19 protein-coding genes and 2 tRNA genes are annotated in these 22,800 nt (G+C 67.7%); 9 read left to right on the top strand and 12 right to left on the bottom strand.

Features of this window, described 5'->3' with window-relative positions; all coding sequences use genetic code 11:
• Positions 1 to 41: 41 nt before the first annotated feature.
• Genes IP78_RS06000 through IP78_RS05990 form a run of 3 tightly spaced genes read right to left on the bottom strand, consistent with a single transcriptional unit; the run spans position 42 to position 1,809 of the window.
• Positions 42 to 659 carry a hypothetical protein gene (locus tag IP78_RS06000; RefSeq protein ID WP_156320307.1) on the bottom strand — a complete coding sequence of 206 codons (618 nt, stop codon included), beginning with the start codon at positions 657 to 659 and terminating at the stop codon, positions 42 to 44.
• Entirely contained in the window at positions 656 to 1,273 is a 618-nt protein-coding gene (locus tag IP78_RS05995; RefSeq protein ID WP_054110792.1) for a hypothetical protein, read from the bottom strand. Before IP78_RS05995 ends, IP78_RS06000 begins: the two co-directional genes overlap by 4 nt.
• Positions 1,270 to 1,809, bottom strand: a complete 540-nt coding sequence (locus tag IP78_RS05990; protein WP_054110791.1) for a hypothetical protein — start codon at positions 1,807 to 1,809, stop codon at positions 1,270 to 1,272. Before IP78_RS05990 ends, IP78_RS05995 begins: the two co-directional genes overlap by 4 nt.
• Before the next feature lie 472 nt (positions 1,810 to 2,281).
• On the opposite strand from IP78_RS05990, the gene IP78_RS05980 reads away from it, so the two are divergent.
• Complete coding sequence (locus tag IP78_RS05980) at positions 2,282 to 2,971, top strand: fumarylacetoacetate hydrolase family protein (protein ID WP_054110789.1); 690 nt, start codon at positions 2,282 to 2,284, stop codon at positions 2,969 to 2,971.
• A 4-nt stretch (positions 2,972 to 2,975) separates the two neighbouring features.
• On the top strand, positions 2,976 to 3,605 hold the full coding sequence (gene maiA, locus IP78_RS05975; protein WP_054110788.1) for a maleylacetoacetate isomerase: 630 nt from the start codon (positions 2,976 to 2,978) through the stop codon (positions 3,603 to 3,605).
• Positions 3,606 to 3,608: 3 nt separating this feature from the next.
• Here maiA and IP78_RS05970 read toward each other — a convergent pair whose 3' ends face one another.
• Positions 3,609 to 5,972: a caspase family protein gene (locus tag IP78_RS05970; RefSeq protein WP_054110787.1), complete on the bottom strand. Its 2,364-nt coding sequence runs from the start codon at positions 5,970 to 5,972 to the stop codon at positions 3,609 to 3,611.
• Between the two features lie 183 nt (positions 5,973 to 6,155).
• On the opposite strand from IP78_RS05970, the gene IP78_RS05965 reads away from it, so the two are divergent.
• The 3 genes from IP78_RS05965 to IP78_RS05955 all read left to right on the top strand — a co-directional run bounded on the left by IP78_RS05965 (position 6,156) and on the right by IP78_RS05955 (position 11,159).
• A complete protein-coding gene (locus IP78_RS05965) occupies positions 6,156 to 8,135 on the top strand; it encodes a DEAD/DEAH box helicase (RefSeq protein WP_082384877.1) in 1,980 nt (659 codons plus the stop codon).
• An 82-nt stretch (positions 8,136 to 8,217) separates the two neighbouring features.
• On the top strand, positions 8,218 to 9,309 hold the full coding sequence (locus IP78_RS05960; RefSeq protein WP_054110786.1) for an ABC transporter ATP-binding protein: 1,092 nt from the start codon (positions 8,218 to 8,220) through the stop codon (positions 9,307 to 9,309).
• An 86-nt stretch (positions 9,310 to 9,395) separates the two neighbouring features.
• Positions 9,396 to 11,159 (top strand): patatin-like phospholipase family protein, encoded by a 1,764-nt coding sequence (locus tag IP78_RS05955; protein WP_054110785.1) that lies wholly within the window; start codon positions 9,396 to 9,398, stop codon positions 11,157 to 11,159.
• A 15-nt stretch (positions 11,160 to 11,174) separates the two neighbouring features.
• Here IP78_RS05955 and IP78_RS05950 read toward each other — a convergent pair.
• From IP78_RS05950 to IP78_RS05915, 8 genes are all read right to left on the bottom strand, one after another.
• A tRNA-His gene (locus IP78_RS05950) sits at positions 11,175 to 11,251 on the bottom strand.
• Positions 11,252 to 11,393: 142 nt separating this feature from the next.
• The gene (locus IP78_RS15770) at positions 11,394 to 12,113 is read right to left on the bottom strand and encodes a TonB family protein (RefSeq protein ID WP_054110784.1); all 720 of its coding nucleotides are present in this window, start codon (positions 12,111 to 12,113) and stop codon (positions 11,394 to 11,396) included.
• Positions 12,114 to 12,119: 6 nt separating this feature from the next.
• Positions 12,120 to 12,554 carry a biopolymer transporter ExbD gene (locus tag IP78_RS05940; protein ID WP_054110783.1) on the bottom strand — a complete coding sequence of 145 codons (435 nt, stop codon included), beginning with the start codon at positions 12,552 to 12,554 and terminating at the stop codon, positions 12,120 to 12,122.
• Between the two features lie 5 nt (positions 12,555 to 12,559).
• Positions 12,560 to 13,453: a MotA/TolQ/ExbB proton channel family protein gene (locus IP78_RS05935; RefSeq protein WP_054110782.1), complete on the bottom strand. Its 894-nt coding sequence runs from the start codon at positions 13,451 to 13,453 to the stop codon at positions 12,560 to 12,562.
• Positions 13,454 to 13,866: 413 nt separating this feature from the next.
• Positions 13,867 to 13,942 (bottom strand) — tRNA-Phe (locus IP78_RS05930).
• A 125-nt stretch (positions 13,943 to 14,067) separates the two neighbouring features.
• Positions 14,068 to 14,547, bottom strand: coding sequence for a hypothetical protein (locus tag IP78_RS05925; RefSeq protein ID WP_054110781.1), 480 nt, complete (start codon positions 14,545 to 14,547; stop codon positions 14,068 to 14,070).
• 103 nt (positions 14,548 to 14,650) lie between these two features.
• Positions 14,651 to 15,424, bottom strand: a complete 774-nt coding sequence (locus IP78_RS05920; protein ID WP_054110780.1) for an NAD kinase — start codon at positions 15,422 to 15,424, stop codon at positions 14,651 to 14,653.
• A 54-nt stretch (positions 15,425 to 15,478) separates the two neighbouring features.
• Complete coding sequence (locus IP78_RS05915) at positions 15,479 to 16,615, bottom strand: DUF2336 domain-containing protein (RefSeq protein ID WP_054110779.1); 1,137 nt, start codon at positions 16,613 to 16,615, stop codon at positions 15,479 to 15,481.
• A 155-nt stretch (positions 16,616 to 16,770) separates the two neighbouring features.
• Here IP78_RS05915 and IP78_RS05910 point away from each other — a divergent pair, with 155 nt between their 5' ends.
• The 4 genes from IP78_RS05910 (at position 16,771) to IP78_RS05895 (ending at position 22,799) form a co-directional block, all read left to right on the top strand.
• Entirely contained in the window at positions 16,771 to 17,535 is a 765-nt protein-coding gene (locus IP78_RS05910) for a class II aldolase/adducin family protein (RefSeq protein ID WP_054110803.1), read from the top strand.
• Positions 17,535 to 18,317 carry a hypothetical protein gene (locus IP78_RS05905; protein ID WP_054110778.1) on the top strand — a complete coding sequence of 261 codons (783 nt, stop codon included), beginning with the start codon at positions 17,535 to 17,537 and terminating at the stop codon, positions 18,315 to 18,317. Before IP78_RS05910 ends, IP78_RS05905 begins: the two co-directional genes overlap by 1 nt.
• Positions 18,318 to 18,435: 118 nt before the next feature.
• Positions 18,436 to 19,566 carry an efflux RND transporter periplasmic adaptor subunit gene (locus tag IP78_RS05900; RefSeq protein ID WP_054110777.1) on the top strand — a complete coding sequence of 377 codons (1,131 nt, stop codon included), beginning with the start codon at positions 18,436 to 18,438 and terminating at the stop codon, positions 19,564 to 19,566.
• Positions 19,566 to 22,799, top strand: a complete 3,234-nt coding sequence (locus IP78_RS05895; protein ID WP_054110802.1) for an efflux RND transporter permease subunit — start codon at positions 19,566 to 19,568, stop codon at positions 22,797 to 22,799. Before IP78_RS05900 ends, IP78_RS05895 begins: the two co-directional genes overlap by 1 nt.
• Position 22,800: the final 1 nt, after the last annotated feature.

Below are 22,800 nucleotides of genomic sequence, written 5' to 3'. Positions count from 1 at the left end.
GGCCCTTCGTCGTCTGGCGGGACCGATCTGGCAAGGGCGGATCAGACCGCTGGCGACCAGGTCCCCGATGCGATCAGCTGGGCCCCCGCCCGCATCATGTTCCACAGGGTATAGGCCAGCACGACGACCAACGATCCGATCACCAGCCATCGCTGGGGCGCGAACGCCGCCGCCAGATTGCCCGCGGCGAACAGGATCACGCCAAAGATGATCCGGGGCGTCCAGAACGCAGCCCATGCGGGATCCGCCAGTGCCAACAGGCCCAGCAGAATCCATACCATCGCATTGGCCGCCAGCACGCAGCCGAAAACGACCCTCCGATGCGCCCAGAAGTGCTCATCGAGGTCGATCCGCGTCTCCACGCCCTCCGCCGTCACGCGCGGAAAGGTTACGCTGGCCGCGACATAGAAGGTCGCGGCGATCACCAGACCGACCAGCAACAGGGCCGGATTGAACGGGGCGTCTCGAAAGAACCGCCACGCCTGGTTCCAGAACGTCGCCAGATCGATCGCCACGAACAGCGCCAGAAGCGGCGTGAGCCAGCCGAACCGCACCCGATGCCGCTCATGCAGCAGCCGCGCGAACCCGCCGGTCAGCTCGGCGACCGACAGGCCCAGAAGCAGGCCGTAGAAGCTGAAGAAGAACTCGAAGTCGCTCAACGGGTGTCCTCCGGAGAAGCGCTGCCGAGGTCCCATGCTCCACCCTGCGCAAGGAGGAAGGCGTCGGAAATCACCAGGTGCGCGTCCATCGCGAAGAGGGCGAGAAAGGCCAGGGCGGCGAGACGTCCCTTGGGCAGGAAGGCGGCGAGGAGCGCCAGGCTCGCGAACATCACCATCAGCCGCAGAAAGCCCCAGAGGGCCTCCGGTGCCTGGGCCGCTACTAGCACGGCCGCGAGGCTGAAGTTCAGTACCTTGGCGGCGACAACCAGGCTGAAGATGAGGCGTCGGTGGCGCCAGTAGTGGGCGTCGAGGTCCAGGCCGTCCTCGATCTCGCGCGGGAAGACGAGGGTGGCGGCGAGGTAGAGCAAGCCGCTCGTCGTCAGCCCCAGCATCAGCAGAGCGATGCTGTACGGGGCGTTCTGGTTCAGGATCAGCGACTGGTTCCAGAAGGTCGCGACGTCGATGACCATGAAGATGGCCAGGAGCGGCGTCAGCCAGCCAACGCGGATACGGTGCCCCTCATGCACCAGCCGCCCCACGCCCGCGACCAGCTCCACCACGGCCAGTCCCGCGACGAGGCCAATGAAGGTGAAGGAGAACTCGAAGGTGCTCACCGGAACAAGCCCGCGATCTGCACGAAGGGGATGAGTGCAAGGCCGATCCTGTTCACCCGCCGGTTCGCGGTGAAGAGCAGCGCCAGCGGGATCAGGATGCGGATGGCAAAGTAGGCGCCCTCAAACCCGCCCGGGTATCCCCTACCGTCGACCAGAGCCCATACCCGACCCACGATGACCGGCGCGGCGACCCCGATCAGCATGAACCGCCGATGCTCGAAGAAATGCTCCTCCAGAGAGACGCCCTGGCCTTCGCGCGGGAACATCAGCCGAGCGATGAAGACATAGGGGAGCGCTGTCAGGGCGGTGACCAGCATGAACTCGGCCCCGACCTCCAGGATCTCTCGATAGGCCCAGAACGTGATCCATGTGTTCATGATGCCCAACAGGACACATAGGGCCAGGACCGGCGTACAGAAGCCGACCTCTATCCTTCGCCGGTCGCGCCACATGTCCGCGAAACCGGACACGACCTCTGCCGCAGCGAGACCCAGGATCAGACTGTAGAAGGCGAAGACGTATTCGAACGCGCTCACCCGGCCCCCCGACCATGATTCATACGGTCAAGCTAGCCTGACGTGAGCGGCGTGTCTTCGCCTGACAGTGCTCGCTTCGGCGGTCCCGCTTGGCCGTCAGGCGTTCCATAACCGCGCTTTCACGCTCAAGGCACCCGCGCCGCTCAGGCAGCTGGGCCATCTGCTCCGGGGTCGGGGCTTCGGCGGCTTCGATCGCGGCGATCTGATCTTCCAGTTCCAAAACGGCGTCGTCGGCCTCGATCAGGCGATTTTCCTCGCGGGGCGTCAGCGCCGGACAGCGGCGTGCCGATCCGCGGGCAGCTCCGCGACCGACCACAGGGTCCAGGTCACCACCCCGTTCACCGTCTTGCGCGTACGGCGGTCGTCAGCGCGAGGGCCCGGGCGCGGGCGACCGCGAGGGCGGCGCGGGCCGAGACACGGGGCGGCGTCTGGTCTATGGGCAGGCCTGTCGACCTTTCGCAGAGATGCCCTCATGAGCGCATTCCCGCTCCCAACTCCCGTGCTGGCCCCGACCTCGGGCGGCCGCCCGTTTCCGGTGCGGCGTCTGTTCTGCATCGGTCGCAACTATGCCGCGCACGCCCGCGAAATGGGAGCCAATCCGGACCGGGAGCCGCCCTTCTTCTTCACGGCCTGGGCCGAGACCGTCGTGCCGGGCGGCGGGACCATCGCCTATCCGGCCGGGACCGCCGATTACCATCACGAGGTCGAGCTGGTGGTCGCCATCGGAGCGTCCGGGCACGCGGTGCCGGTCGACCAGGCCCTGTCGCTGGTTCACGGCCATGCCGTCGGGCTCGACATGACCCGGCGCGACCTTCAGGCCGAGGCCAAGGCCGCCGGTCGGCCCTGGGACGTGGCCAAGAATGTGGAGCAGTCCAAGCCCCTGGGCGTGATCCGCACGGGACCGGGGTTCGACGCCTCGGCCGGCGCGATCACCCTGTCGCGCAACGGGGTGGAGACCCAGCGCGGCGACCTGGGCGACATGATCTGGTCGGTGGCGGAGGTCATCGCCCATGTCTCGCGCTTCTATCGGCTGGAACCGGGCGATCTGATCTTCACCGGCACGCCGTCGGGCGTCGGACCGGTGGCCATCGGCGACACCCTGATCGGGGAGATCGCGGGGCTGGAACCGCTCCAAGTCGTCATTGGCCCGCAGGAGGCGTGAGCCCATGATCCTGCACAGCTATTTCCGGTCATCGGCGGCCTGGCGCGTCCGCATCGTGCTCGCGCTCAAGGGGGTCGAGGCCGAACTGGCGTTTCAGCACCTGCGTCGCGCCGAGCAGCTGTCGCCGGCCTATCGCGCGATCAATCCCCAGGGCCTGATCCCCAGTCTGGTGCTGGACGACGGCACGGTCCTGACCCAGTCCCTGGCGATCTGCGAGTATCTGGACGAGGTGCTGCCTGATCCGCCCCTGCTGCCCAGTGATCCCGTCGAGCGGGCGCAGGTCCGGGCCTTCGCCCAGGCGATCGCCTGCGACATCCATCCGGTCCAGAACCTGCGCGTCCTCAAGGCGCTGGAGGCGCTGGGCCAGGACGAGGCCGGGCGTCAGGCCTGGGCGCGGCGCGTGATCGCTGACGGCTTCGACGCCCTGGAGGCGCTGATCGCGAACAGCGACGGCCCCTTTGCCTTCGGCAATCGCCCCACCCTGGCGGACGTTCTCTTGGTCCCCCAGATGGCCAACGCCCGGCGGTTCGGCGTCGAACTGCGCTGGCCACGCCTTCAGGCTGTCGAGGCGGCCTGCATGGCGGTCGACGCTTTCGAGGTGACCCGCCCCGAACGTCAGCCCGACGCCGAGTAGCCTCTAGGGCGCGCCCTGGGCTGAGCCCCGACCGCTCAGCCTCAGCACGATGTCGTCCACCTGCACCCCGCCCCGATCTATGACCAGGTTCTGGTAGTTGCGCTGGCCTTCGAGCGTCTCGGCCTCGATGCCGGACGCCTCCGCCACGAACTGGCGGCGAAGGTAAGTCGACAGTTCCCCCGCTGTCACCGCACCGTCACCGTCGACATCCCCGGCACCCGCCAACCCGGCGCGCAGGAAGTGGGACAGGTAACCCCCTGCCTCGAACTTGTCGGCAACCGAGCTGGTCAGGTCCTCTTCCGAGCTGAACAGGCCCATCACGCCCGGTCGGTCCACGACATTGCGCGCGAACCCGCCAGAGAAGCAGCTGTCGAGCACGAGCAGCGACAACCGCGTGTTGAGCGTGGCGAACATCCGACCCATCTCGGCGTCGGTGATCTCGCCGTCCCGGAGCACGATGGTTTCAGTGCGGCCATCCGGCTCGTCTCCGCTGGGGCCTCCCTCCCGCTGGACCCCGTGGCCCGAGAAGAAAAACAGGAACAGGTCGTCCGGTCCGGCCTCGCGCGCCACCTGCTCGAAGGCCTGGCGCACCCCCGCGACCGTGGCCTGCGCATTGGTCAGGACGACGCTTTCCGGTGCCAGGACTCCCCCGCGGCGGAGCGTTTCCGCCAGCTTCTCGGCGTCCTCATCGGTGTAGGACAGATCGCTCGCGGTGCCGCCATAGTCCGAGATGCCGACCATGACCGCGTGAACCCGTGCGCCGCCCTGCACCGCCGCCTGCCGCGTCGTTCCCATCGAGGGGACCAGGCTGAAGCGGTACGAGCCGGTCTCCCCGGGCGCAAAGGACGTGACTTGCACGACATACTCGCCATCCTCGGCCAGAACAGTATCGATCCGGCTGTTGGTGCCGTCAGCATCGTCGTTATCGAGCTGCTCGCCGCCGGGCGTTCGCAGGATTAGGTAAGCGTCGAAAGCTGATGAGGTCAGCTCTGCCGCGATCCTCTGCCCGCGCTGTCCGACGAAGGTGAAGCTGTCGGCATATTCTCCGCTGGATAGCTGGTCGTCACCGGCCTGCAGGGAGCCGCCGACGGTCTGGCCTAGCTGGATCGATCCACTCTCCAGAGCCTGACGTCCACGACCATCCTCGACATAGGACTGCTGGCTCGGGCGGCTCGGGGCCGAGCGCCCGTCCGCCGCGATCGCCGCCAAGCGATAGGTTCCTTCTTCCCCCGGCGCATAGCTGGTCGCAGTGACCTCATAGTCGCCGTCGGCCGGCAGGGTCACAATCAGACGACTATTGAACGAACCGCCACCATCCGGATCGTCGTCGTTGAAGTCCGACAGGCCGCCCGGCCCGCGGATTGCAAGGTAAGGGTCGAACGCCGAGGACGTCAGCCTGAGATCCACCGTCTGCCCGCGCCGTCCGCGCAGCGTCCAGACGTTGATGTATTCCCCGCTCTGGAGCCGTCTATCGCCTCGCGCCAGCCTGCCGCTGACCGTCTGGCCGACCTGGATCATCCCATCAGTCTGGCGGTCGAGCGGTCGGAACTCTGACGGAGTCCTCGAGCCTGAAGCGGCTCGTCCCGGAGCTCCATTGCGTTCGACCACGATCTGGTAGCGCCCGACCTCTCCCGGCTCGAAGCTGGTCGCGGCGATGTCGACTTCGCCATCGTCGGTCGCCGTAAAGGTGAGTGCGCTGTTGGTCGTGCCCCGCTGGCGGGTGTCGTCGTCATTGTCCTCCGACAGCCCCTGGCCACGCAGCATCAGATATGTGTCGAAATCCGCAGACGAGAGCCGGACCGTGTAGCTTTCTCCACGGCGCACAGGCAGGGTCCAATCGTCGGCGAACTCCCCACTGTTCAGCCGTCGGTCCCCCTGGGCGAGGACACCGGCCGAGAGCACATCGAGCCTCAGCGTCCCGCCGCCGGTATTGTCCCGATCCCGCCGGAACTGCGCTTGCCCGCCAGCTCCGGCCGCGTCCAGGCGCAACACATAGCGCCCGCTCTCGCCAGCCTGATAACTGGTTGCGCTGAGCCAATACGTTCCGTTTGAAGGCAGGCGGACATCCAGCGCCGAGTTGGTGCCGTCCGCATCGTCGTTGTCCTCCGAGAAGCCGCCGGGTCCACGGATCATCAGATAGGTGTCGAAGTCGTCGGACCGCATCGTGGCGCGCAGGGTTTCACCCGCGCGTCCCTGGATCTCATAGATGTCCACGAACTCGCCCGAGCCCAGCCGGTCATCGCCCCGGGCCAGTTCTCCCCGCACCTCGCCGCCCGGTCTCAGCTGCTGCGCCAAGGCCGCTGGCGTCATGAGCGGAGACGCCGCCAACGATAGCGAAAGTGCGCTGAAAAACAGAAGCTTGCGCATACGACTCTCCCCCGAAAGACGACTGGACAATGCATGCGGACGGGAGGGCTGTCACCGGGTGGGCGAACGACGGTCAGATTCCGGCGCCCTCCCCCCATTTCGGCCTTGATCGCGGCGCATAGGCCCCGGCCCATAACGACCGCGCCCCTCGCGTTTCACCGCCCGGCGCCCTACGAGACCCCCATGCCCTTCCCCGCCAGTCATCCCGCGCTCGACCGCGCGCTCTCCGAACGCGGCTATGACGAGCCGACCCCTGTCCAGTCCGCCGTCCTGGAGGCCGAGGAAGGCCGCGACCTGCTGGTCAGCGCCCAGACCGGCTCGGGCAAGACCGTCGCCTTCGGCCTGGCTTTGGCCACCACCCTGCTGGGCGACGCCGACCGCATCGAGGACAACGGCGCGCCCGGCGCCCTGATCATCGCCCCGACTCGCGAACTGGCGCTTCAGGTGTCCAAGGAACTCGAGTGGCTCTACGGCAAGGCCGGGGCCCGCATCGCCACCTGCGTCGGTGGCATGGACCCCCGCGCCGAGCGCCGCGTGCTGGAACGCGGCGCCGCCATCGTGGTCGGCACGCCGGGCCGCCTCAAGGACCATCTCTCGCGCGGCGCGCTGGACCTGACCCGCCTCAAGGCCGTCGTGCTCGACGAGGCCGACGAGATGCTCGACATGGGCTTCTCCGAGGACCTGACCTTCATCCTCGACGCCGCTCCGTCGGAGAACCGGCGCACCCTGATGTTCTCGGCGACGCTGGCCCGCGACATCGTCGACCTGGCCCGCACCTATCAGCGCGACGCCATCCGCATCGACACCACCCAGAAGAACGCCCCCCACGGCGACATCGAGTACCGCTGCATCCGCGTCGCCCCCAACGAGGTCGAGCTCGGCGTCGTCAATGTGCTGCGCTGGTTCGAGGCGCCCGGCGCGCTGGTCTTCGCCAACACCCGCGAGCGGGTGAAGCACCTGACGAGCTCGCTGCGCGAACGCGGCTTCTCCGTCGTCGGCCTGTCCGGCGAGCTGACGCAAGGCGCCCGCTCCGAGGCGCTGCAGGCGCTCCGCGACGGCCACGCCCGCGTCTGCGTCGCCACCGACGTCGCCGCGCGCGGCCTCGACCTGCCCGACCTCGGCCTCGTCATCCACGCCGAGATCCCGGTCAACAAGGCTACCCTGCTGCACCGCTCGGGCCGCACCGGCCGGGCGGGCAAGAAGGGCGTCTCGGTCCTGATGGTCAGCTACACGCGCCGCAGGAAGGTCGAGCTGATGCTCCAGTCGGCCGCCATCAAGGCCGAGTGGCAGGGCCCGCCGACCGCCGAGATGATCCTGGAAAAGGACCGCGAACGCCTGCTCGCCGATCCCGCCCTGACCGCCCCGGTCGAGGACGAGGAAGCCCTGGCGCTCGGCCGTCAGTTGCTGGAGCGCTCGACGCCGGAGCAAATCGCGGCGTCGCTCATCCGCCTGTACCGCCAAAAGCTGCCATCGCCCGAAGACGTCTACGACGACGAGCGCATGAAGCGCGCCCAGTCGTCCGGCGTGAATGAGCGCGGCCAGCGTGACGGCCCCCTGACCGACTTCGCGCGTGGCGGCGACATGGTCTGGTTCCGCATCAACATCGGGCGCGACAAGAACGCCGATCCCAAGTGGCTCCTGCCCACCATCTGCCGCCTCGGCCACGTCACCAAGCCCGACGTCGGCTCCATCAAGATCTTCGAGCGCGAGACCAAGTTCGAGATCACCAAATCCGCCGAGGCGAAGTTCCGCGCGGCCGTCGCCGCCTCGACCGAGGACGGCGTGACCGTGTCGGATGCTGTCGCCCCCGGCCCCGGCGAAAAGTCGCTGCGCCGCTTCGACAAGCCCCGCCGAGACGACGGCGACCGCCCGGCCCGCAACCCTCGCCCGCCCCGCGCCGACGGCCCGCCATCGAAGAAGCCCTGGACGCCCCGTCCCGCAGAAACCGCCGCCGCGCCCGCCGCGTCCGAGGCCAGGCCCAAATGGGTCAAGCGGACCAAGGACGCCCCGGTCCCCGAGGGCAAGAAGCCCTGGGTCGACAAGCCCAAGTCCGCCAAGAAGCCCTGGACGCCCAAGCCCGCCTCCGCCGCCGGCGACCGTCCCTGGACCGGCAAACCCAAGACCGGCCCCAAGACCTTCAAGGGCAACAAGGCGCGCGGCTAAGCTTTCCCCACCGGCTGAGGAGTTGCCTGGTTGCTGTAACCGTTTACGGTCCACCCAACGATAAGCGGGACGGAACGACAGTATGGCCGAGGTCGCCCTTCGCGGCATCACCAAGAGCTTTGGCGCGACGCCTGTTCTGAAGGGCGTCGATCTTGATGTCGCCGACGGCGAGTTCGTGGTGTTCGTGGGTCCGTCCGGCTGTGGCAAGTCTACCCTGCTGAGAGCCATCGCCGGGCTGGAAGAGCCCGACACCGGGGAGGTTGCCATCGGCGGCCGCACCGTCAACGCCCTGTCGCCGTCCGATCGGGGCGTCGCCATGGTGTTCCAGTCCTATGCGCTTTATCCGCACATGACGGTGCGCCAGAACATGGCGTTCGGCCTGACGCTCGCGAAGACGCAGAAGACCGAGATCGACCGGCGAGTGGCCGCCGCCGCCGATATCCTCAACATCTCGGACTACCTCGATCGCAAACCGAAGGCCCTGTCCGGCGGCCAGCGTCAGCGGGTCGCCATCGGCCGGGCCATCGTGCGCGAGCCGCAGGTTTTCCTGTTCGACGAGCCGCTGTCGAACCTGGACGCCGCGCTCAGGGTTCGCATGCGCTACGAGTTCGCGGCCCTGCATCAGCGGCTGAAAACCACCATGATCTACGTTACCCACGACCAGGTGGAGGCCATGACGCTGGCCGATCGGATCGTGGTGCTGAATGGCGGCGTCGTGGAACAGGTCGGCGCTCCGCTGGAGCTGTATGATCACCCCCGCACCCGCTTCGTGGCTGAGTTCATCGGTAGCCCCAAGATGAATCTGATCCCGGCCGAGATCGTCGAGGCTTCGGTGGCCGGGGCCACCGTTCGCCTCGCCGACGGCGCGACCGTCCGGGTGGGCGTCGATGCAGCCGGGGCCCGGGTCGGCCAGCCGGTCCAGCTCGGCGTCCGGCCCGAGCATCTGAGCCTCGATGGTCCCGGCGATGCCGTTGCCGCGACCGCGACCTTCGTCGAGAGCCTGGGTGCCGCCACCTATGCCTACGCCACCGTGGCGGGATCGGCCGAGACCCTGACCGTCCAGCTGCCCGGCGAAGTGCGGGTCGCGGTGGGCGAGGCCCTGTCCCTGCGGATCGCGCCCGATCGCGCTCATCTGTTCGACGCCGACGGCGCGGCCTTCCGGCGGCAGGTCTGAGCCCTTGCACCGGCCGCCAAAGCGCCTCTAACTCGGTCCATCGACCTGTGCGGTAACCCCGCGCCACAGCCCGGCGACACCCGATCATGGCGCCTCATCGCCCCGACACTCTGGAAGCGGCGCTGGCCAAGGTCTTCGAGGACCGCAACACCCGGGCCAGTTGGTTCGCACTGACCGGCGGCGAACTGCTGTTCCAGGCCGGTGAAGAGGCTGACAGCCTCTATCTGGTCCGCTCCGGCCGACTGGGCGTGTTCCGGCAGGAGGACGGCCACACGCCGCAGTTCCTGGGCGTCATCAAGCCGGGAGAGCCAGTCGGCGAAATGGCCCTGATCGCCGGAACGCCTCACTCCGCCAGCGTCGTGGCGCTGCGCGATTCCGAGATCCTCGCCCTTCCGCGCGCCGACTTTTTCGAGGCGGTGCGGACACGGCCCGAAGTCATGATCGAGCTGTCGCGCCTGATGCTGCAACGCGCCCGCGAACGGGCGCCCGGCCAGACCGACCCGTCCGTCTTCGGCTTCATCTCCGTGCGCGCCCGGCCGATCCGCGCCTTCGTCGAGCGGGTCGCCGCCCAGATCGAGGCACAGGGTTTCACCTGCGAGGTCATCGACCACTCGGCCCTGTCCTCGGCATCGGACTGGTTCTCCCGCATGGAGGACACCCACGACTTTGTCCTTTACGTCGCCGAACTGGACGAGCCCTCCTGGGCCAATCTCTGCGCCCGCCAGGTCGACCGGCTGTTCGTGGTCGGCGACGCCCTGACCGCGCCACCAAAATCCATTCCGGCACAGACCGCGCACGGTCTGCAGCAGTTCACCGATCTGATCCTGCTGCGCGATCCCCGGATGCGGCGGCCGGCCAACACCCGGGTCTGGCTGGACGCGGTCGAGCCCGGACGCTGGTTCCACGTGGTCGAAGGCGACGCGAACGATGCCGGCCGGATCGCCCGGATCATCACGGGGACGGCCGTGGGCCTGGTCCTGTCCGGCGGCGGGGCCCGGGCCTATGCCCACATCGGGGCTATCAAGGCCCTGCACGAGGCCGGAATCTGTTTCGACTTCCTGGGCGGGGCCTCGATGGGGGCGGTGATCGCCGCCGGACCCGCGCTCGGCTGGACCGACGAAGAGCTGGACGCCCGCATCCGCCGCGCCTTCGTCAAGTCTGACCCGCTGTCGGACCTCGCCTTTCCCATGATCGCGATGACGCGGGCGAAGAAGGTCGCCGGTCTGCTGGAGGAAGCCTACGGCGACGTCGACATTGCCGACATGCCCCTCCCCTTCTTCGCCGTGTCGTCGAACCTGACCACAGGCCGCGTCGAGGTGCATCGGCGCGGGCTGCTGCGCCGGGCCATGCGCGCATCGATCTCCATCCCCGGCGTCATGCCGCCAGTCGTGATGGACGGCCAGGTGCTGGTCGACGGGGCCGTGATCAAGAACTTCCCGACCGACGTGATGCGCCAGCTGAACGCCGGGCCAATCATCGGCGTGGACATGTCACAGGCGCGCGGCGTCGACCCGCATGCGCTCGAAAACCCGCCGTCCTGGTGGCGCTGGATCGCCTCAGGGGCCTGGAAGAAGGGGCCGCCGATCGTGTCCATCCTGATGCGCTCGGCCACGATCACCACGGACGCCGAGATGGACGACACCCGCGCCGAGGCGGACCTCCTGATCCTGCCGATGCCCGAGGGCTCCGACATCCGTGACTGGAAGGTCTACGATCCGGTCGTGGAGGCCGGTCGCCGAGCGACGGTCGAAGCGCTCGAGGCTATGGAGACGCCTCTCGAGCGGTGTCGGCACCGACCTGTCGCCGATACTGCGCCCTTGGGCGAAGACGCATCGACCGAGGACGCCTGACGGCGGTGGAGGAAGTGGTACAGCCTCTCGGGATCGAACCGAGGACCTCCGGCTCCACAAACCGGCGCTCTAACCAGCTGAGCTAAGGCTGCACATGACGCCCAAGGGCGTGTGGGAGGCGCGTGTCTAGCTTCTGCCCGTCCCGCGATCAAGCATGGAGCCCGACAAGGCAGAAAAGAAAAACGCCCCGGAGGTCTCCCTCCGGGGCGTCTGTCGTTGTGAACGATCCGAGGATCAATCCGGCAGGTTGAAGCGGACCGTGAACCGGACCGTACCGCCGGTGGCCACACCATCGACCGAACGGGGCGACAGGCGGGCCGAGCGAGCTGCCGACAGAGCCGCGCGACCGAAGCCGGCACCCGACGGAGTTTCCGACACCACGGTGCAACCGCTGACCGAGCCGTTCGGGTTGACCGTGCAGCTCAGATCCGCGCTACCCGAGATGCCACGCTCCAGAGCGCGCTCGGGATACTCCGGCACCGGCTGGCGGGACCAGCTCGGGTCGGTGATCACCGGAGGCCGGACCGGAGCCGGCGGGGCCGGCGGCGGCGGCGGGCCGGGGACGATCACGGGCGGGCCCGTGTATTCGACCCGGTCCTCCTTCTTCGTCGGCTCAAGCGGAAGCGTGATCGGCGGCGGAGGGGCCTGGGTGTTGATGACCGGTTCCCGCACCTGCAGCTTGGGCGGCGGGGGCGTGTCCGGCGGAGGCGGCGGTGGCGGCGGAGGCGGAGGCGGAGGGACCGGTTCAACGATCTCCACGTCCACGGCTTCGTCCGTGTAGTTGAACTCCTTCAGCTCGAAGCGGGCCGACTGCAGATAGAAGATCAGAACACTGAACATGATGGCGACGACCGCGAGCGCGATCAGCCATACCTGCAGCGAGACCCCCATGAAGCCCTTCCGCTTGGGGGCGTCATAACGGCTGCGATGATACTCGACGGGTGTGTCTGTCATGGGGACCTACTGCGGCGTGGTATCTTCGCCGACCAGGGCGACGGAGTAGAAGCCGTTGTCCTGCAGGGCGTTCATGACCTGCATGAAGTCACCATAGCGCGTCTGCTGGTCGGCACGGATGTAGATCCGCTCCTCTTCAGGATTGCGCGTCCGGATCTGCGTCCTCAGGTCATCACCCAGCGCCGCCGGGCTTGACCGGAAGTCACCCAGGAAGACGTCGCCGTCGTTCTGGATCGAGATGAACACCGGCTTGGGCGGGTTCACTTGCGGCGGGGCCACGGCTCGCGGCAGCTTCACTTCCACCGACACGGTGGCGAGCGGAGCCGCCACCATGAAGATGATGAGAAGGACGAGCATGACGTCGACGAACGGCGTGACGTTGATCTCGGCGTTCTGTTCGACATGCCTGCCGCCACCGCCGCCTGAAAGTTTGGCGGCCATCCGCGTTATGCTCCCTTGTCGAGCTGACGCGAGATGCCGTTCAGCAGCTCGGCCTGGAAGCCGTCGGCGCGCGTGCCATAGGCGGCGATGCGGGTGTTGAAGTAGTTATAGAAGATAACCGCCGGGATGGCCGCGAACAGGCCGATGCCGGTGGCCAGCAGGGCCTCGGCGATACCCGGAGCCACGACGGCCAGGTTGGTCGTGTTCGACTCGGCGATACCGATGAAGGAGTTCATGATCCCGTACACCGTGCCGAACAGGCCGATGAACGGACCACCCGAACCGGTCGAGGCCAGGAACTGCTGGCCGCCCGACAGACGGCCGGCGATGCCCGACTGAACCGCGGCGACGGCAGTGCTGGCGCGAGCGATCGTGCTGTCGCGGTGCTCGCCCGTGACCGACAGACCCGACTGGCGAGCCAGTTCGACTTCCTCGGTGGCGGCGGCAGCCATGTCGGCCAGCGGGTTGCCGTCATACTCGTCCGCGGTCGCGACCTTGCGCATGTCCGCGATGGTGCGGGCCTGACGGAAGTTCTCGAGGAAGCGGTTGGTCTTGCTGTTCACACCCGCGAACTCGATCAGCTTGATGATCAGCAGGGTCCACGTGAAGATCGAGGCTAGCAGCAGACCGATCATGACGACCTGCACGACCGGGTGAGCGATCATGAACATCGAGATCGGGGTGAGGCTGCCGCCATGACCACCACCCGCGGCTTCGGCGACGGTGGTCGGGTCCTCGGAAGAGGTGGCTTCGGCAGCCGGAGCGGCAGCGTCAGCGGCCGGGGCGGCGGCGGCCGTAGCTTCAGCGGCCGGAGCGGCCGGGGCCTGGGCCAGAGCCGGCGAGCTCGCCATCAGGACGGCGGCGCCGGCCAGAGCGAGAAGAATGTTGGTCTTTTGCATGTGTCGCCAGTTCCTGCTTGTTGGTCTGACTCGTGGAACCCAAGAGCCGAGGCGCGTCAGTGCGCAACGGCCCAGAATGAAAACGGTTGTGTCCCGCCGACCGGCCGAAAGTGACCGAACGCCGAAACGCCTTCTGTCGCATCCGGTTGCCCCGTTCGGGGCCCCTTCGGCGAAGTGGTCGAACACCGTGGAATTGAAATTCGGCAAGCGTTCGGCCGCTCACGCAAAGAAAGCGGTCAAGCTCCTTTGGCGAACCGATACCAGAGCGTCAAGGGCGCAAAGGCGCTTTTCGCCCCTTGGGCGAGAAGGCACGCTGAAGAGCCGCAATGTCGCACCCGTGCTGCATTTCGGCGTTAGTTTAATCGACCCCGAACCCGGTGTCTGAAGTCGCGCGATGACCAAAAGAGAGGGTGTGGTGCCTGGAGGCGGATTCGAACCACCGACACGCGGATTTTCAATCCGCTGCTCTACCAACTGAGCTATCCAGGCGCAGCGTTCCGGAGCAATCCGGTGGCGCGGGAGCGGGGTCTATAGGGGAGCGGTATGAGACTGTCCAGCGTTCCCGTGGAGCCTAACCCAGCCTCGCGAGTCTAAAGGCTCGCCCCTCTCGGAGTCTAACCCGCGCGGTGTGCTGCGACCTTGGCTTCCAGGGTCTCGGCCAGGACACGGCCTGTCGGATGGTCGTCAGTCTGGATCTGGTCACGGACGACAGCGCGGATGGCGTCGATGTGGGCGTCGATCAGCATGAGGGGCGCGCCCATACGCTTGGCCGGATCGTCCAACAGCTTGCACAAGGAGCCGGCCAGCCGCGTGACGAGCGGATACTGATAGGTTGTTCCAAGCCCCTTCAGATCGTGGGCGCGGAAATAGATGCCCTCAGCGGTCTGCGGGGTGTAGCCCTCTGTTCGGACCGCGGCCTGGGCGGCATCAAGTTTGGTAATCTCGTCCTGCAGCCACTGGCCGAACTGGGTCGACATGGCCTTCAACGCCTCTTCCGCCTTGGCGATGGCGTCGGCGTTGATGCCGCCGAACCCACCGCCGACCTTGGCACGGAGAACGTTCGGGGGACGAATGACCTGGGCCGGATTACTCACGGGACGCTCCTAGAGACTAGTCTGCCGCAGAGTGCACCGAACGCCCTAAGAAACCGTGACCCGGAGCCTGATCCGGAAAAGCGCAAGCGGTTTGCCGGTCGAATCAGGCCGTGAACTGCTCGGCCAGCACGCGCTCTTCGAAGGAGCGGCCGGCGTCGAACAGCATGGTCAGGGCGATGTCGCGACGCTCCTTGACCGCTACGCGCACGACGCGCCGGATCTCCAGACTGTCGGCCACGGCGCTGACAGGCCGTTTGTCGGCTTCCAGAACCTCGAACTCCACCCTCGCCCGATGCGACAGCAGGGCTCCGCGCCAACGGCGGGGCCGAAAGGCGCTGATGGGCGTCAGGGCCAGCATGCGGGCGTCGAGTGGAATGATGGGGCCGTGGGCTGAAAGATTGTAGGCGGTGGAGCCTGCGGGTGTGGCCACCAGACAGCCGTCGCACGTCAGTTCCTCCAGTCGCACCTTGCCGTCCACGCTGATCTTCAGCTTGGCGGACTGGCGGGTCTGGCGCAGCAGGGAGACCTCGTTGATGGCCAGACCCGACTGGGCCTGCCCGGCCTCGGTCCAGGCGTCCATCTGAAGCGGATGGATGACGGCGCGCCCGGCGGCGGCGATGCGTTCGATCAGGCCATCTTCCTCATAGTCGTTCATCAGGAAGCCGACCGAGCCCCGGTTCATGCCGTAGACCGGCGTGCGGCGGCTCAGGTTGGTGTGCAGCGTCTCCAGCATGAAGCCGTCGCCGCCCAGCGCGACGATGACATCGGCCTCGGCCTCAGGGACGGAGCCATAGCGATCGACCAGCCGCTCGCGCGCGGCCTGGGCCTCGGGCCGTTCGCTGGCGCAGACGGCGATGCGGGGAGAGGAAGTGGTCACCCGGCGAGGTGAACCGAGGGGACCGGCGAAGTCAAACGGCGGAGCGCGCCGCGATCACTCGCCAATATGACCCATCAGGGCGCGGAACTCGCGGGCGGCGGCCGATGGAGGCAGGCTGGTTCGGCCATGGACGCCGACGTCGCCCTCGCCAGGCCAACCGTCCGACAGCTTGCGGATTTCATCGAGCACGGCCGGGAAGACGGCGCGATCGATGCCGACCGAGGCGCATAAGAGATACAGCGCGTCCGCCGAGGGGCGCAGGATGGCGGCGCGGACCTGGGCGAGGGTGAAACCCGACAGGGCTGCGATGCCATGTTCGAACAGGCCAAGGCGCTTTTCGCGCACGGCGCGGATCAGAAAGCCGGCGCGAAGCTGACCGCCCGCTTGCAGCTTGGCGACAAGGCGGCGCTCCATTTCATCGCGCTCGACGACGCTGGCGGCCTCCTCGATTCCTTTGGGCTCGGCCTTCTGCGGTTGAACCTTCGTCGTCGCGGTGTCGATGGCGGTGGCCAGTTTCGCTTCATCGACGCGAAAGCGTTCGCCGATGGCTTCGCGCAGCGCCTGGCCGACATAATGATAGAGCTGGGTGGCGAGCTGGTCGTTCAGACGCGGGTGACGTGTGAGGGGCGCACGGAGCGCGGCGATCCGGCGGGAGTGATCGATCAGGCGTTCCAGCGCGCGCTCGGAGACCTCGGCGGTCCGATTGCCAGCAAGGGCGGTCAAAGTGGCGGGCTCGCCCCGGTCGATGATGGCGTCGGCGACCTGGCTGGAGAGGTGCGGACGGCGGGCGACCTCGATCTGATGTTCGACGGTGGCCTCGACCAGGACACGCAGCAGGTCCTGATCCTTCAGCAAGGGACTTCTGGCGATGACCGGGCGTGCGATCTCGATCTCGTCGAGCGCCAGCATGGCCACAAGAGCGGGCGGGGCCCATTCGGCGGGGGCCAGGGCCTCGGACAGGGCCTTGCGGATATCGCGCTCGGCCTGGCGGGCCAGGATCATGAAGATGTCGCCGAGCAGAGGCGAGGCCTCGGTCCCTGGTGGTGTCGCGTCGCACAGGGCGGTGATGCCGAGCAGCAGACGACGGCGATCCTCCGTTGTCTTTGACCGCGCCAGGTCAAGAAGGCGAGAAGCGCTGGACGCCGTATCCTCGTCGTGGCGGTAGGTCTGCATCTGGACGACTGCGGTCACGGGCGGCTCCGGCCGGAGGAACTCCGAACGCTGTTCAGCTTGGCCACGGGTCGTGAAAACTCGGTTAACGAACCCTGAATCGAAGGCCGTTCTTGACCCAATCCAAGGTTGGCGCGACGGTCCGGCCATTCATCGCCACGCCCCAGGAGACGATCATGGCCGACGGTTCGACCCCTTCGCTGAAATCGCGCGTCTCGGCCGAGGAATGGCAGGCGCGAGTCGATCTGGCGGCGCTGTATCGGCTGGTGGCGCTGCACGGGTGGGACGACATGATCTTCACCCACATCTCGGCCCGCGTGCCCGGGCCCGAGCACCACTTCCTGATCAACCCCTATGGCTTCTACTTCGAGGAGATCACGGCCTCGTCGCTGGTGAAAGTCGATCTGGACGGGAACATCGTCCAGGAGACGCAGAGCTTCATCAATCCGGCCGGTTTCACCATCCATTCGGCCATCCACGCCGCGCGCGAGGACGCGCACTTCGTCATCCATCTGCATACGGTGGCGGGCGTCGGCGTGGCGGCGCAGAAGGAAGGCCTGCTGCCGATCGGCCAGAACGCCTGCCTGTTGCAGCATCAGGTGGCCTACCACGGCTATGAGGGTCTGGCGCTGAACCACGAGGAGCGCGAGCGGCTGGTCGCGGACCTCGGCGACAAGCCGCTGATGCTGCTGCGGAACCACGGCACCCTGGCGGTGGGTCCGACGGCGGCGGCGGCCTGGGTCGGGATGTTCTTCCTGGAGCGCGCCTGCGCCCAGCAGGTGGCGGCTTTGTCGGGCGGACGAGAGCACGTTCTGTTCGCCCCGGACGCGGCCCAGGCCGAGACCAAGGAGCAAGGGCGAGGCCTGGGCTTCGTCGCGCCGCTGGCCTGGCCGGGCGCGCTCCGGCTGCTGGACCGCAAGTCGCCGGGCTACGACGTCTGATGCGCATCGCCATCCTCGCGGGCCTCGCGCTCGCGGGGACGGCGACCGCGGTCCATGCCGGGGCCTGGACCCAGCCGAAAGGCAAGGCGCAGATCATCGCCAAGGCCGAGGTCATGCGCGCGACCGAGGGCTTCGATCCCGGCGGTGCCCTGGCCGACCTGCCCGCGCGGCGCGAGGACGGGGCCGTCGGGGTGTTCGCCGAATATGGGCTGACCGACCGGCTGACGCTGCAGATCAAGGGCGACTGGCAGTCCGGAGAGGACGCCTTCGTCGACTATGCCGGGCGCGGGCCGGTCGAGATCGGCCTGACCTGGCAGGCGTGGCGCGATCATCGCGGGGCCGTCAGCCTCTACGCCGGCTACGCCCGGGCCGGGGACGGTCGCAACGCCGGCTATGCGGCACCGGGCGTCGGGGAGCAGGACTGGGAGGTACGGGTGTCGGCCGGAAGGGGGTTCGGCGCGCCGACCCCTGTCGCGGGTCGATGGGGCCCGAGCCGGACCTTCGTGGAGGTCCAGGCGGCGCGGCGGATGCGCGACGGCCTGCCCGACGAGGTCCGCGCCGATCTGACCGTCGGGGGCCACTTCGGCGACGACTGGATGGTCCTGGCGCAGGCCTTCGGTGGCGTCACGGACGATGATGGGGCACAATGGCTGGCGGCCGAGACGTCGGTCGTCCGACACTGGGGTCGCTGGAGCCTTCAGGCGGGCTGGCGGCGAACGGTCGCAGGACGGGAGACGCCGCTGGCCGAAGGACCCGTGGTGGCGCTCTGGCGCAGGTTCTGAGCTGCGACGGGACGACGCGACGGAAACCGGAACGGTAGACGTTACAAACTGTTTAGATTGCCTGACGCGACGGAAGCGTTATGGCCCACAGCCTTCCCACACGACGAGACCCGCGCCTGTGATCAAACGTCACTTCTTCCTCATCGTCGCCGCAGTTGTGCTCGGTCTGATGATCGTGGCGGCCGTCCTGCGCGTCGCCTTTGCTGAGGACGAGGGCGGCCGCGGGCCCGGTGGTCCGGGTGGACCCGGCGGCGGTCGCGGCGGCCAGCAGGTCTCGGAGGCCGTGGTGACGCTGCGTCCCTTCAGCGATCAGATTGATGTTCTGGGCGTGGCGCGCGGGCGACGGTCGGTGAACATCACATCCGCCACGTCACAGCTTGTCACCGCGGTGTTGTTCGAGGACGGCCAGCGCGTCAGCGCGGGAACGCCGCTGGTTCGGCTTCAGGCCGGGGAGGAAGAGGCATCCATCATCCAGGCGCGCGCCAACCTCGCCCAGGCCGAGCGCGAGTATGAGCGGTTCAGCACTCTGGCGGAACGGGGCATCGCCCCGCGGGTGTCGGCCGAAGACGCCCTGACGGCGGTCGAGACCGCGCGGGCCATCCTGGCCGCCGCTGAAGCGCGCCGGGGCGACCTCTCGATCCGGGCGCCCTTTTCCGGTGTGCTGGGCCTCTCCACCGTCACGCCGGGCACGCTGATCAGCCCGGGCGCCGTCATCACGACGCTGGACGACATCAGCGTGATCCGCGTCGATTTCCCGGTTCCGGAGCGCTATCTCAGCGTGCTGCGCCAGGGCCTGCCGATCACGGCGACGGCAGACGCGTACGGCAACGAGACCTTCTCGGGGCGGATCGCCCTGATCGATACCCGCATCAACGAGACCACCCGCGCTGTGACCGCGCGCGCCGAGTTCCCCAACCCCGGCGGCCGAATCCGCCCGGGCATGCTGATGCGCGTCGGCATTCAGCAGGGTCAGCGCCAAAGCCCGTCGGTCCCGGAATCCGCAGTGCAGTATGAAGGCGACGGTGCCTTCGTCTATCGCATCGCCCCCGGCGAGCGTGGAGCCACGGCACAGCGCGTCGAAGTCGAACCCGGGGCCGTGGAAGGCGGCTTCGTTGAGATCGTCGCGGGCCTGTCCGCCAATGAGCGCGTCGTCGGCTCGGGTTTGAACCGCATCCAGCCCAACGCCCCCATCAGCGTCGCCGAACCCGGCGGGCGGGCACCCGCTCCAACCCAGGCGGCTACGCGATGATGCTCTCCGATGTCGCTGTTCGCCGTCCGGTCTTCGCGGCCGTGGCCGCGATCGTCCTTTGCGTGATCGGGGCGGCCGCTTTCTTCTTCCTGCCCGTGCGCGAACTGCCGGACGTCGATCCGCCGATCGTCTCGGTCTCGACGAGCTATGCCGGGGCCTCGGCCGAGGTCATCGAGAACCAGATCACCGAGCCGATCGAACAGCAGGTCGCGGGCATCCAGGGGATCGAACGCATCAACTCGACCAGTCGCGACGGGCGCTCGAACGTGTCGATCGAGTTCGCTCTGGGTCGCGACATCGACGTCGCGGCCTCCGACGTCCGCGACCGGGTCAGCCGCGTGCAGGGGAACCTGCCTGATCAGGCTCAGCCGCCGGAGGTCGCCAAGGCCGATTCCGACGGTCAGCCGATCATGATCCTGTTCCTGCGGTCATCCACGATGAACCGGCTGGAGCTGACCGACTACGCCGATCGCTATCTGCTGGACCGCCTCGCGACCGTGCCGGGCGTGGCCCAGGTGCAGATCTATGGCGAGCAGCGCTACGCCATGCGCATCTGGCTCGATCCGGACGCCATGGCGGCGCGGGGCCTGACCGTGACCCAGGTCGAACAGGCCCTGACGCGTCAGAACGTCGAGCTGCCGGCAGGTGCCCTGGAATCCACCGACAAGAACTACACCATCCGCGTCGACCGGACCTATGCACGGGCCGAGGACTTCGCGCAGTTGCCGATCACGGCGACCGGCAACGCCTCGTCCCAGTCCGCCGGTGCTTCCGGGGCCGTCTCGACCGGCGCCCAGCCGACAGGATCGGGCGCGCAAGGCGCTCTCCAGGGCCGTCCGGTCTATGTGACCCGGCTGGGGGACATCGCCCGTGTCGAAGAGGCGCCGGAAGAGACCCGACGGCTGTTCCGGGGCAACGGGCTGGATCAGATCGGCCTGGCAGTGACCCGTCAGGCCCAGGCCAACGACCTGGAAATCTCCAAGGGCGTCTCCAGCCTGGTCGAGCAGATTCGCGGCAGCCTGCCACCCGAGACCGAACTGGTGGTCGGCTCGGACAACTCGGTGTTCACCAAGCACGCGATCGAGGAGGTCTGGATCACCATCGGAATCTCGATGGTACTGGTGGCGCTGGTCAACTTCATCTTCCTTGGCACGCTGCGGGCGGCGATCATCCCCTCCATCGTGGCACCCATCTGTCTGCTGGCGACCTTCATCGTCCTCGCACCGCTCGGCTTCTCTCTGAACCTTTTGACCCTGCTGGCTCTGGTTCTGGCCATCGGCCTGGTGGTGGACGACGCCATCGTCGTGACCGAGAACATCCAGAGGCGTCTGGACCATGGCGAACCGCCGCTGGTCGCGGCCGAACGCGGCACCCGCCAGGTCTTTTTCGCCGTCGTGGCGACGACCATCGTCCTGCTGTCGGTGTTTGCGCCCCTGATGTTCCTGCCCGGCTACGTCGGACGTCTGTTCGTGGAGCTGGCCGCCGCCATCGCCGCCGCGATCGCCTTCTCGGCCTTCCTCGCCCTGACCCTGTCGCCGATGCTGGCGTCCAAGATCCTACGGCCAGCCTCCGGCGGCGGCTGGGTCGCCCGTCGCGTGGATTTCGCGATGGACAAGCTGAAGAACTCCTACGCCAACTCCCTGGACATGCTGGTGGGCAGGCGCGGCGCCGTCTTTGGCGTATCGGCCGTTGTGCTGCTCGTGGCCGGGGGCGCGGCCCTTATGTTCCTCAAGCTGCCCAACGAACTGGTCCCGCCGGAAGATCGCGGACGCGTCACCGTTCGTGTCCAGGGACCAGAGGGTGCCGGCTTCGACTACACGCGCGACATCATGCTTGGACTTGAGCCGATCCTCGCCGAGTATCGCGAGGCCGGGGAAGTCGAGAGCTTTCTTGTCTCCGCGCCCGGCTTTGGCGGCGGCAGCTTCAACTCGGGCAATGCGGTGATGGTCCTGAAGGACTGGTCCGAGCGCGACCGCCCCGCCGACGAGATCGCCCAGGAGCTGAATGGCAAGCTGCGTGGACAGGTCGACGCCCAGGTCAACGCCTCCACGCCCGGGGCCTTCCAGCGCGGCGGTGGCGGCGGTGGCAACTCGGTCGAAGTGGTCGTGACAGGGTCGGACTACAGCCAGATCTTCCAGTGGCTGCAGCCCATTCTGGCGGCCGCCCAGGACAACCCCGGCTTCAGCCGCCCGCGCCTGAACTATGAGCCGAACTCGCCGCGCCTGCTGGTCCAGGTCGATCCGCAACGCGCCGCGGCGCTCGGCGTCTCTTCCCAGGAGATCGGCCGGACGCTGGAGACCATGTTCGGCTCGCGCCGGGCCACCACTTATCTGCGTGGCGGCCAGGAGTATGACGTGATCCTGCAAACCGACCGCGAGGACCGCTCATCCTTGTCGAATCTGAACACGCTCTATGTCGGAACGGGCAACGGCGTGCTGGTGCCGCTGTCTTCCGTGGTTTCGACCGAGACCTCGGGCGCGACGCCGGACCGTCGTCGTCTGGATCGCCAGCGCGCCATCACCCTTTCGGCCGACCTGAACCCCGGCATGACCATCGCCGACGCCGTGGCCTTCATGGACGAACAGGTCGCCCAGCAGCCTCAGGGCGTGGTCAACGTGCAGTACGGCGGTGCCGCGCGCGACCAGCAGGAGGCGGGTGGAGCGGTCGCGGCCGCCTTCGGCCTGGCTCTGCTGCTCGTGTTCTTGGTCCTGGCCGCCCAGTTCGAGAGCTGGATCACGCCGGCGGTCATCATGCTGACGGTGCCGCTCGCGGCCGCCGGGGGCCTGTTCGGCCTGCTGATGGCAGGGTCCAGCCTCAACATCTACTCCCAGATCGGACTCATCATCCTGATCGGGGTTGCAGCCAAGAACGGCATCCTGATCGTGGAGTTCGCCAACCAGCTGCGCGACCAGGGCCGCTCGATCAAGGAGGCCATTGTCGAGAGCTCGGCGCTGCGCCTGCGCCCCATCATCATGACCTCGATCGCCACGGCCTTCGGCGCGCTTCCGCTGATGCTGTGGCAGGGCGCGGGCGCCGGCAGCCGTCAGACCATCGGCGTCGTGATCTTCACCGGGGCCATGTTCGCGACCCTTTTGACCCTGTTCGTCGTGCCCGTGATTTATGGTGCCCTCGCCCGCTTCACGCGCTCGCCAGAATACACAGCGCGCAAGATCGAGGAGTGGGAAGCCCAGGAGCAGACGGCCAACGACGCCGTGCCAATCGCGGCGGAGTAGG

The sequence above is a fragment of the Brevundimonas sp. AAP58 genome (assembly GCF_001295975.1).
Taxonomy (GTDB): Bacteria; Pseudomonadota; Alphaproteobacteria; order Caulobacterales; family Caulobacteraceae; genus Brevundimonas.
The sequence above is the reverse complement of the archived record's forward strand: the minus strand, read 5'-3'. Positions and strand labels throughout refer to the sequence as shown.